Source organism: Acinetobacter sp. RF14B (assembly GCF_006864105.1).
In the GTDB taxonomy this organism is placed as follows: Bacteria; Pseudomonadota; Gammaproteobacteria; order Pseudomonadales; family Moraxellaceae; genus Acinetobacter; species Acinetobacter lwoffii_C.
In genome coordinates this window covers 1-9,625 of sequence record NZ_SMTB01000094.1, presented here as the reverse complement: position 1 = coordinate 9,625, position 9,625 = coordinate 1, and the positions used below count along the sequence as shown (strand labels likewise).

The window sequence follows — 9,625 nt, the reverse complement described above, 5'->3', positions numbered from 1 at the left end:
ATGAAATACGGTATTCTGATGTGACAAAACCTGAATCCTAGTCGTTAAAGTGTTTGTTTGCACTCATATTTTAACTGTTAGGACTCAGGTTTTTTTATTTAAAGCAAACTATGGGACAGCAGTGGCCCGAAGGCCGCTTTTAAGTACTCGATGGGATTATTTTTCTGCAGTATTCTGGTTATAGCTGTTGATGAGGTTGCGATAGTCAGGAATATGATTGCCAAATAAAGCCCCCAGACCTTCAATATCGTTACGCCAGTCACGGTGCAATTCACATGCAGTACCGAACCAGGTCATAAGCTGTGCACCTGCCTGAGACATACGATCCCAAGCAGAATCACGGGTGAGATGGTTAAATGTACCCGAAGCATCTGTGACGACAAAGACCTCAAAGTCTTCTGCGAGTGCTGAAAGCGTAGGAAAAGCCACACATACTTCAGTGACTACGCCTGCAATGATCAGTTGTTTTTTTCCGGTTGCTTTAACCGCTTTCACGAAGTCTTCATTATCCCAGGCATTGATTTGGCCAGGACGGGCGATATACGGGGCATCTGGGAACATTTCTTTCAGTTCCGGGACCAAAGGACCATTCGGGCCTTGTTCAAAACTGGTGGTTAAAATAGTAGGAAGATTAAAGTATTTTGCAGCGGCAGCCAGTGCCAGCACGTTGTTTTTAAATTTGTCCGGATCAATGTCACGAACCAGAGAGAGCAGACCGGTTTGATGATCTACTAACAGAACAGCTGCATTGTCTTTGTCTAAACGTACATAGGGCTTAGCCATTTTTATACTCCTCGTTATTCAGTATTGGAGACACCGGCTTGAGCTATGTATTGCCGACGTCCCTGAGCTCCATAATAGTCATGAAAATGAGACAAAATAAGCCCAGGTTACAGGAAGCTTAATCTTGAAAATAGGACAAAGCCTAATTTCTATTGTTTTTAAAGACTTATAGAAAGTTTTTTTAGCGGTTTAAAGATATTACTGTCCTATATTTGGAATACTGAATATTAATCTTACTCTATCTTGGGCGCAGGCGAATGCTTAAAATAAGCATATGTTTATCCTATCGTCTATATAGGAGTGAAAAGATGAAAAAAGTGATCGGTGTCTACCGTAACCAGCACATGCACTGGGTAGGTGACGGCTTTCCAGTCAAAAACCTGTTTTCTTATGACCGCTTAGGTCAGGCCATCAGCCCATTTTTATTACTGGACTATGCTGCGCCTTACCATTTTGATCCCGCGACGGTACAGCGCGGTGTAGGTTCACATCCACATCGTGGCTTTGAAACGGTGACCCTGGCTTATCAGGGTGAGGTCACACATCAGGACTCCAGTGGTGGTGGCGGCACGATTCAGGCAGGCGATGTGCAATGGATGACTGCAGGTGCAGGTGTGATTCATGAGGAATTTCATTCTCCAGACTTTGCCCGGCAGGGTGGCCTGTTTGAAATGGTACAGCTTTGGGTGAACTTGCCAGCCAAGGACAAGATGACTGCGCCGGCTTATCAGGCGATCACCAAAGCAGAGATTCCACGCATTGAAATGGACCATGAGGCCGGGCATATCCGGGTGATTGCAGGAGAATATGGAGGACATCATGGTCCTGCCCAAACTTTCAGCCCGGTTAATGTATGGGATGGGGAGCTAAAAGCAGAATATGAAACCTTCCTCGATGTACCCGCACACCATACCACTCTACTGGTGTTGTTAAAGGGGGAGTTGGTGGTGAATGGCGCGCAAAAAGTGCTGGACAGTTCCATTGTTATGTTTGCCCGTGACAGTGATTCTGTGATTCAGTTACAGGCCTATCAGGACAGCCAGTTTGTGCTGCTCAGTGGTGAACCGCTCAATGAGCCAATCCAGGGGCATGGTCCATTTGTAATGAATAATAAAGCTGAAATTATTCAAGCCTTTGAAGATTTCAATCAGGGCCGCTTTGGTAAAATTCCCGTGAAGAGCTAAAGATATTTCAGTCCAGAAAACAAAGAAGCCTCTGCTTTTGCAGAGGCTTTGATCTTTTTATGCGCTGTAGTTTTTATTGTTTTGAGTGATTTTCTTATAAATCCATCTTGATACTTCTGGATGAATTTATAGTTTTATAATGGCTACATTATACACTTAGCGGATTTTTTGTAAACCGGTTGTTAAAATAATGGTTAAAAAAAACATATGTTTTTAAATATTTTTTTCTTATAACTAAATTAAAAATAAAGATAACCAGTCGTATTTTAAAAATTATTCCAAGGTGCTGAGCGGGATAAAAAATCATGGAAATTTCTGTTAATAGAGGTTTACGAAAAAAAAATATTCTGGAAGATTTTAATAACCTGTTTGCCGGGTGCATGGTTCATAATTTCTTTCAGTTTTTCAATGACGGATGATCAGCTTGGATATCGCAGTAATTGGTAGTGGCATGGCCGGACTGGCTACAGCCAGAATTCTTCAGGACGCAGGACATCATATCACCATCTTTGAAGCGCTTCAGGGTCGCGGCATGGACAGCCATAGCCTCGAGTTTGAAGGTGGCTTGATTGATGCCCCTTTACGTGTGATGAATCCTTATCTGTGGAAGAATACGCTGAGCCTGGCCACTCATCTGGGCATTAAAACCTATCCGGTACGTACCTACATGGCCTGTAGCTGGTTATTTGAAGACCGGACCGAAACCTGGCTAACCACTTCACGCAGCCGAATTGGCAATATTCCAATTATCAATAACCGTAAAGGGATCCAGCAATATGGCTGGCGACTGGTCAAAGGCCTGTTGCAACTCAAAACAGCGCTGACGAAATTTTTTAAATCCGATCATCAGGACATCAGCCTGGCAGAATTTATTAACCGTAACGAAATCGAGGAAGTATTCTGGCATGGTGCGGTGATGCCGGTACTGTATACCATCTGTACCTGTAATCCGAAAACCATCGGAGAATGGCCAGCCAAACCTTTACTCACCTTCCTGCGTCAGTTGACCGATGGGGATGCCTTGCTGCGTCTACAGGGCGGCACGCCAGCGCTGGTCGATAAACTGATTGAAGGCATTGAAATCGAAAGCGGCGCACGGATTGTGTCTATCAAGCAGCAGGATGACAAGGTACTGGTAGAGAATTCAGCCAGTCTGGTAAAAAGTTTTGACCGGGTGGTGGTGGCAACACCCACCGTGCATATTGAAGAATTTCTCGATCAGTCACAATTCAAAGATGACATTGCGCTGTTAAAGAAATTTAAGTTTGAACAGGGTGAGCTGGTAATTCATAGCGATAGCAGCGTGATGCCGCCGAAGCGTAAAGACTGGGCTGTACTGAGCTATATGATGGACCGTAAGTTCACCCGTCAGCAGTTTACCATCTGGCTGAATGCCATTGAACCGACCCTGGTGGGTAAGTCTCCGGTATTTCAGACCTGGCGTCCAGTCACTGACATTGATCCGAAAAAAATCATTTCTTCGGTGAAGCTGACCCGTGCGGTGGTAGATGCCAATACGGTCGCCCTAAATCAGGAATTACAGCAACGCCATCTGGAATTGAACCGTAAAGTCTTCTTCTGTGGTTCCTGGTCATGCGACGGCTTGCCGATTTTGGAATCGGCCGTAACTTCGGCAATGAAAATTGCAGAAATTCTGGGTGCGCCGTTGCCATTTAAAGGACTCAAACCTAAAGTAGAGGTTGCTCCACAACTCGGTTACTAAAATGAAATGGCTCCAGCGACTGCGTCAAGCTATTCCTCAACATAAATATGCCATTCAGGCAACATTGTTGGGAGATCAGGCACAGTTGCCCTGGAGCAATTTGGGATATTGGCAGGCAGGTGAGCAGGATTATGTCACGGCCTGCCGTCATCTGGCTGACCATCTGGCGCAAGCCGTCCATTTAAATTCAAAAGATAAATTACTTGATTTGGGCTGTGGTCAGGGAGCCAGTTTGCTGCATTGGCAACAGCAGTATCAGGTCCAGTATCTGGCAGGTGTCGAGTTACAGCCTGCTTATGTCAGCAATATTCGACAGCATCTTCCCGAGCTAAATGCTATTTATCAGACATCTTTTCTGCATTTAAAAGACATGCAATTGCCCCAGCGTTTTGATGTCGTGCTTAGTCTGGATGCGGCCTATCATAGCCCTGTGCCGTTATTCCTGGCGCAGCTTCGCAATGTTTTGAATTCAAATGCACGAATCGGTTTTCATCATCTGGTCCTGACCAAAAACTGGGAATATTTAAGTCCATTTAAACAACGTCAATATCAGCTGCTGCTTAAATCTGCTGATGTGAATTTAAACGACTTAATGAGTGTAGAGGTCCTACAGGACTGTCTAACCCAATTTGAATTTAAAAATATTCAGATTGAAGATCTGACTGAAGCCGTATTTTCAGGCTTTGCGAATTATGTTGAAACAACTTTAAATTCAAACAAATCCAAACCAAACATTAAAGCGCAAGTGCTGGATGATTTTAAAATTCAGATGACTGCGAAGCTTTGCGCTAAGCTTTATCAGGACGGCGTGGTGCGGTATGTACAAGTGACTGCACAAGCAGTTTAAGGCATGCGTACAGGAAAATGAAAGCTTTAGAAACATCAAAGCCTCACTAAAGAGCGAGGCTAAGAAAAGATCCCATTCTCAAACGTTTGTTGCTGTATTTTAAAAAATTCCAATAGGTTGCTTCAAATTTCTGAAAAAATCATCAATGATGCAGAAGAAATATGTGAAATGGAACATGGTGGCTGAAGGCGTAGGTGGTGTGGTAACTCCCTAATGGTTTTCAGCCACCTTTTTTTTAAGTGAATTTCTTATCTGCGATTCAGGTTATTTAATTAATTCAAATATTTATAAAAATCAGACCTACGCCGGCTTTTTTATTCTTACCCTTCCAACACCTCTTCCAGCAACTCCTCACTCGGTGCAAAGTAATAGGCGCCATCCATTGGAGTTACAAAATGTAGCAAGCGGTCATGGATTCCATCGCCAGAGGTACCGAACATGCGCTCTAACATGGCATCAATAATGGTTAAGTCTTTGGTATAGGCAATAAAGAATAGACCTTGGTCACCACGGCCATCACCATAAGGTAGAGAATGACGCAGAATTTCCATTTCCTCACCTTCCTCATCTTCCACTACAGTACGTGCAACGTGCGCATTTTCAGGTTTTACCTCATCCTCCAGTTCGATGGATTCCAGTTTACTACGACCCATCACTTGTTCTTGGGCATCAACTTTTAACTTTTTCCATTTTTCCAGATCATGTGCATAACGCTGTGCGAAAATGAATGAACCGTCCTGGAAAATGCCTGCATCTTCACCGAGTAAAGCGACCTCAGCACGGTCATCAGGAAATTGCGGGTTCTCTGTCCCATCAATAAAACCGGTAATATCACGGCCATCAAAATAACGGAAGCAGACACGCTCATCCAGAACATGAACTTTGTCACGGATGCCTTCAAAAAAAGCCTGGCTTAAAGCGAAACAGATATCTGCGCGTGCACTGGCGATATGAATCAGAACATCTGCAGGTACGACTGGCATGTCAAATGAACCCTGAATCGGCTCAAGCTGTTGAAAGCCGGCAGGGCTTTGTGAATAAAGTCGTGACCAAAGCTCAGGGCCAAAAGCGACTGCGGTTTTAATTTGTGCTTGAGGATGCTGGGTAATCAAACGGTCACGGGTACTAAATAACAGTTCTAATTGTTGTTTAAGTTCTTCAAGGCTTAAATCTTGCAGACGTAGCACAATAAAACGAGCATGATCTGAGGGTAATGGCAAAATTACAGATTGGGCAGACATTCATGAATCCTGTAATAAATTTCTGTTTTTCAATCAAACTATTGTGCCTGAATCGCTACAGAGTGAATAGTATTCGACTTGAATTTCACCAGGATTTTGACCTGAAGATATTGGAAAAGTCATATAATACTCGGCAAAACTGCTACTGAGCTATGTCATGTCCTATCAAGTTTGGTTTGCCTATATGTTGGCCTGCTGGGTGATTAGTATTTCACCGGGTGCGGGTGCAATTGCGTCCATGTCGAGTGGCTTGAATTATGGCTTTCGTCAGGGATACTGGAATGCGCTGGGCCTACAGCTGGCCTTGCTGGTACAAATTGCAATTGTAGCAGCCGGGGCAGGAGTGCTTTTTGCCACAACACCTTGGGCATTTTTGCTGGTGAAATGGTTTGGAGTTATCTATTTACTTTATCTGGCTTTTTTACAATGGAAAGCACCAGTGCAATCTATCCAGATTCAGCATGAACTGGCCCGTAAATCAGCCGGAAAATTGCTGTTAAACGGTTTCTTGGTCAATCTGAGTAATCCCAAAGCGATTGTATTTTTGCTGGCTGTATTGCCGCAGTTTCTGGATCTGTCCAAACCGCAATGGATTCAGTATGTAATTATGGCCGCAACCATGATTATCATTGATCTGATTGTGATGGCCGGTTATACCGGACTTGCTGCCAAAGTTTTACGCTTACTTAGTTCAGCGAAACAGCAAAAGGTGATGAATCGGAGTTTTGCGGTCTTATTTGCGGGCGCGGCATTTTTATTAAGTCTGGTACATCAATGAGTTGAGGGGTTTTGCTTATCTAGAAGCATATATATCATGTCCAGTTCAGGCGAGGCGTAGTCTAGCATTATGAGGGCAGCAGTGATTTGCCCACGGTGATGGGTGGCATGATTAAAAACGTGTATTAATGTGGCAGCATAAGGAAGTTGCAGAGCTTGGCCACGCGAGCTTCGATAGCTGATTAAGCTATTTAAAAGGTCTTGATTTAAAGCAGTGCCTAAGCTTTGCCATTGCAGACAGCTTTGATTGAGTCGTTTGAGCAAGGCCGTACGATCTGGTTCAAGAATATGATTTAAAGGTAGTATCGGTGAAAACCCGTGATAGAAACGGGAAAACCATAAGTGGTCAGCCAGCAATAAATGATTGAAAGTACCGGAAATGCTTTGAAAAAATAGACCGCAGTCCTTACAGAAGTCCTCATCAGAGAGAGGTTCAAGTGCTGCCGTCAGACGTTGAGTCGCCTAAATATGGTAGCGTGTCAAAAGATCAATGGTCTGGATATTCATCAATAAGCTGTTGTTTTTAGAATGGCTGAGTATAGGGCTTCTCGGACAGCGATCAAAAAATTCAAGAATTCAAACTGGATAAATTTGCTAGAAACTCTTCCTCTGTGATGACCTTTATACCATGCTGCTTAAATAAGGCTGCGGTAACCCCATCTCCCTGAATTTTATTTCCCGTAAACGAACCATCATAAATCAGATGGCTACCACATGAAGGGCTGTTGGCTTTTAAAATCGCGTCTGTAACCTGAAAATCCTGCGCAACTTTTAAGGCCGCATAAGCACCCTGTATAAAGGCCTGTGATACATCTTCTCCCTCTCTATCCAAGACCGATGCCTGCTGATGAAGTACATCCAGTCCAGAACCCTGTTGAATTTCAGCGGGCGGGCGTGGAATGGCCAAGCCGCCATGAACTTCTGGGCATAAGCTGACATATTGCTGAGCAAGGAGCTGCTCAACGATTTCTTTGATTAGACAGTCTTGTCCATCATAACGAACTTTCTGGCCAAGCAGACAGGCACTGATAAAGTAACGCTTCGTCATGGCAGCCTAGTTTGATTTTCTAACTTTTTGTAGGGTAAATATAAGGGCAAATAACATGGCCATGGTCAGGACAATGGTTAAGCCGGTCGAAGTATTTAAGCCGGCACTTGACCACAGCCCAACCGTCACGCCAATCTGTGCAATCACAAAAGCCCAGATCACCATCTGTTTGGGAGAATGAGCTAACAGTCGGGCAGTTAAGGCTGGAATGACCAGCAATGCACCCATCAGTAAGGAGCCTACTGCACGCAGCGCGAGTACGGTAAATAAAGCCAAGAGCAGCATAAAGATCAGGCGCTGCCATTTGGCATTCACCCCTTCACTGACTGCCATATCCGGATCAATCGCGATCTGGATCTGTGCCTGCCAGTTTTTATAGAGCACCGCCAGGGCCAGAATAATGACCGCTGCAAAGGTCGGTAAATCTGCCCATGAAATGGTAAGTAGATCACCAAATAAATAGCTGAGTAGTTCCGGTCTTAAACTGGGTAAATGCTGGATAAACAGCAGACCTGAACAGAGCAAAGTCGCCGAACACAGGGCCAGCAAAGCATCATTCGGCAGGCGTGGGTCATGCAATATCCAGAGAATAGCCACCAGCAGTAAAGCCAGAAAGGTTACACCGATCCAGAGCGGTAAGCTTAAGGCCCCCGCGATCGCCACACCGAGCAAAGTCCCATGTGCCATGGTATCAGCGAAAAAGGACATACGGCGCCACAACATCAGGCAGCCAAGTGGGGCTGTGAGGAACACGAGGAGCGTTCCCATGATCCAGGCAGGTAAAAGGAGGTCTAGCCAGTCCATCATGGTTTAAGCTTCCGGCTCGGGGTGAATATGTGGACGAGGGTCCTGTTGGCAGGGGATGGCCGAATCACCATGCGCGCAGTGCTCGTGATGGTGTTGATAGAATACCCGGTTACTACCAAAAATGGCCTGGTATTCAGGGTGCTGCTGTACCGTGTCTGGAGAGCCGCTACAGCAAATATGTTTATTTAAACAGACGACACGCGTGGTCCCTTGCATCACCCATTGTAAGTCATGCGACACCATCAAAATGGCACAGCCATATTTTTCTGGCAGACTGCGTACATAGTCATACAGTTCTGCTTCAGACTGAATGTCCAAACCTTGCATCGGTTCATCTAAAACCAGAATATCCGGTTGGCGCAGCAGGGCGCGTGCCAGTAATACACGTTGCCGTTCCCCACCTGACAATTGCTGCACCTTGGAATTTTCCAGCTTGCTGATGCCTGTATCACGAATAATTTCTGCTTTAACTTTGGCTGGACATTTTTCTAGAGCCAGTAAATCTTTGACACGTAAAGGCAGACTGTGCGATGGATTGAATTTTTGTGGTACATAGGCAAATTTTAAGCTCCGGCTGCTCAGTACCTTACCGGATTGTGGTTTTACAATTCCGAGCATGACTTTAATTAAGGTAGATTTACCTGCACCATTCGGACCAATCAGCGTGACAATTTCTCTCTCTTGTAAAGAAAAGTCTACGGCTTTTAAAATGTCGCGCTCATCAATATTGACCCAAATATTCGAAAGTTGGATCAGAGGATCGGAGCTCATGCTTTGTTCTGGCACTGCTGACAGGTTCCTGAAATCTCGATAATACTGTGGTGTGAGCTAAAACCATCAGAGGCGGCCAGAGCATCTAGCTGATTCAGCAGATCCTGTGCAGAAGCTTCTTTGACGGCCTTACACGCCGTACAAATTAAAAAGGCAGCCTGGTGACCTTCACGCGGATGACAGCAGGGAATATAGGCATTAATAGAAGTCAGGCGATGAATAAAGCCTTTTTCTAATAGAAAGTCGAGGGTACGATAGACGGTAGGCGGTGCAGCAGGACGGTCACTGGCATTTTTCATTTGTGCCAGTAGATCATAGTCGACATGAATTTCCTCCCCTGCTGGCCTGACGACTTTTGCCCGTTGCGGATAGGCTTGGGGTCGATGCAATATAGGTTGATATTCAGGCACGACGGGAATATTGCGACGTTGTAATACCAGCTGA

General features: G+C 44.9%; 11 protein-coding genes and 1 pseudogene. 4 read left to right on the top strand and 8 right to left on the bottom strand.

Annotated features, from left to right (window positions below; all coding sequences use genetic code 11):
• Positions 1-156: 156 nt before the first annotated feature.
• Positions 157-783, bottom strand: a complete 627-nt coding sequence (ycaC, locus tag E2K52_RS12025; RefSeq protein ID WP_151205314.1) for an isochorismate family cysteine hydrolase YcaC — start codon at positions 781-783, stop codon at positions 157-159.
• Positions 784-1,091: 308 nt separating this feature from the next.
• Between ycaC and E2K52_RS12020 the strand changes: the two genes are divergently transcribed.
• The 3 genes from E2K52_RS12020 to E2K52_RS12010 all read left to right on the top strand — a co-directional run bounded on the left by E2K52_RS12020 (position 1,092) and on the right by E2K52_RS12010 (position 4,537).
• Positions 1,092-1,967 carry a pirin family protein gene (locus E2K52_RS12020; RefSeq protein WP_151205313.1) on the top strand — a complete coding sequence of 292 codons (876 nt, stop codon included), beginning with the start codon at positions 1,092-1,094 and terminating at the stop codon, positions 1,965-1,967.
• A gap of 415 nt (positions 1,968-2,382) precedes the next feature.
• A complete protein-coding gene (locus E2K52_RS12015; RefSeq protein ID WP_151205312.1) occupies positions 2,383-3,690 on the top strand; it encodes an FAD-dependent oxidoreductase in 1,308 nt (435 codons plus the stop codon).
• 1 nt (position 3,691) lies between these two features.
• Complete coding sequence (locus E2K52_RS12010) at positions 3,692-4,537, top strand: SAM-dependent methyltransferase (RefSeq protein ID WP_151205311.1); 846 nt, start codon at positions 3,692-3,694, stop codon at positions 4,535-4,537.
• A gap of 73 nt (positions 4,538-4,610) precedes the next feature.
• Here E2K52_RS12010 and E2K52_RS15755 read toward each other — a convergent pair.
• Together E2K52_RS15755 and E2K52_RS12005 are read right to left on the bottom strand one after the other, a co-directional pair.
• Positions 4,611-4,714, bottom strand: a pseudogene (locus tag E2K52_RS15755) (IS982 family transposase); the annotation flags it as partial.
• Positions 4,715-4,857: 143 nt separating this feature from the next.
• Positions 4,858-5,778: a Dyp-type peroxidase gene (locus E2K52_RS12005; RefSeq protein ID WP_151205310.1), complete on the bottom strand. Its 921-nt coding sequence runs from the start codon at positions 5,776-5,778 to the stop codon at positions 4,858-4,860.
• Positions 5,779-5,935: 157 nt separating this feature from the next.
• Here E2K52_RS12005 and E2K52_RS12000 point away from each other — a divergent pair, with 157 nt between their 5' ends.
• Positions 5,936-6,556: a LysE family transporter gene (locus E2K52_RS12000; RefSeq protein WP_151205309.1), complete on the top strand. Its 621-nt coding sequence runs from the start codon at positions 5,936-5,938 to the stop codon at positions 6,554-6,556.
• Here E2K52_RS12000 and E2K52_RS11995 read toward each other — a convergent pair.
• The 5 genes from E2K52_RS11995 to E2K52_RS11975 form a co-directional block, all read right to left on the bottom strand.
• Complete coding sequence (locus E2K52_RS11995) at positions 6,550-7,005, bottom strand: DinB family protein (RefSeq protein WP_227548242.1); 456 nt, start codon at positions 7,003-7,005, stop codon at positions 6,550-6,552. The genes E2K52_RS12000 and E2K52_RS11995 overlap by 7 nt on opposite strands.
• Before the next feature lie 118 nt (positions 7,006-7,123).
• Positions 7,124-7,603, bottom strand: coding sequence for a DUF523 domain-containing protein (locus E2K52_RS11990; RefSeq protein ID WP_151205308.1), 480 nt, complete (start codon positions 7,601-7,603; stop codon positions 7,124-7,126).
• A gap of 6 nt (positions 7,604-7,609) precedes the next feature.
• Positions 7,610-8,410, bottom strand: coding sequence for a zinc ABC transporter permease subunit ZnuB (znuB, locus tag E2K52_RS11985; RefSeq protein WP_151205307.1), 801 nt, complete (start codon positions 8,408-8,410; stop codon positions 7,610-7,612).
• Positions 8,411-8,413: 3 nt separating this feature from the next.
• The gene (gene znuC / locus E2K52_RS11980) at positions 8,414-9,181 is read right to left on the bottom strand and encodes a zinc ABC transporter ATP-binding protein ZnuC (RefSeq protein ID WP_151205306.1); all 768 of its coding nucleotides are present in this window, start codon (positions 9,179-9,181) and stop codon (positions 8,414-8,416) included.
• Entirely contained in the window at positions 9,178-9,621 is a 444-nt protein-coding gene (locus E2K52_RS11975) for a transcriptional repressor (RefSeq protein ID WP_227548241.1), read from the bottom strand. Before E2K52_RS11975 ends, znuC begins: the two co-directional genes overlap by 4 nt.
• Between the last annotated feature and the right edge of the window lie 4 nt (positions 9,622-9,625).

Coding starts and splice junctions, on each gene's coding strand:
- ycaC (WP_151205314.1), bottom strand. CDS start 783: ATGGCTAAGCCCTATGTACGTTTAGACAAAGACAATGCAGCTGTTCTG.
- E2K52_RS12020 (WP_151205313.1), top strand. CDS start 1,092: ATGAAAAAAGTGATCGGTGTCTACCGTAACCAGCACATGCACTGGGTA.
- E2K52_RS12015 (WP_151205312.1), top strand. CDS start 2,383: ATGATCAGCTTGGATATCGCAGTAATTGGTAGTGGCATGGCCGGACTG.
- E2K52_RS12010 (WP_151205311.1), top strand. CDS start 3,692: ATGAAATGGCTCCAGCGACTGCGTCAAGCTATTCCTCAACATAAATAT.
- E2K52_RS12005 (WP_151205310.1), bottom strand. CDS start 5,778: ATGTCTGCCCAATCTGTAATTTTGCCATTACCCTCAGATCATGCTCGT.
- E2K52_RS12000 (WP_151205309.1), top strand. CDS start 5,936: ATGTCCTATCAAGTTTGGTTTGCCTATATGTTGGCCTGCTGGGTGATT.
- E2K52_RS11990 (WP_151205308.1), bottom strand. CDS start 7,603: ATGACGAAGCGTTACTTTATCAGTGCCTGTCTGCTTGGCCAGAAAGTT.
- znuB (WP_151205307.1), bottom strand. CDS start 8,410: ATGATGGACTGGCTAGACCTCCTTTTACCTGCCTGGATCATGGGAACG.
- znuC (WP_151205306.1), bottom strand. CDS start 9,181: ATGAGCTCCGATCCTCTGATCCAACTTTCGAATATTTGGGTCAATATT.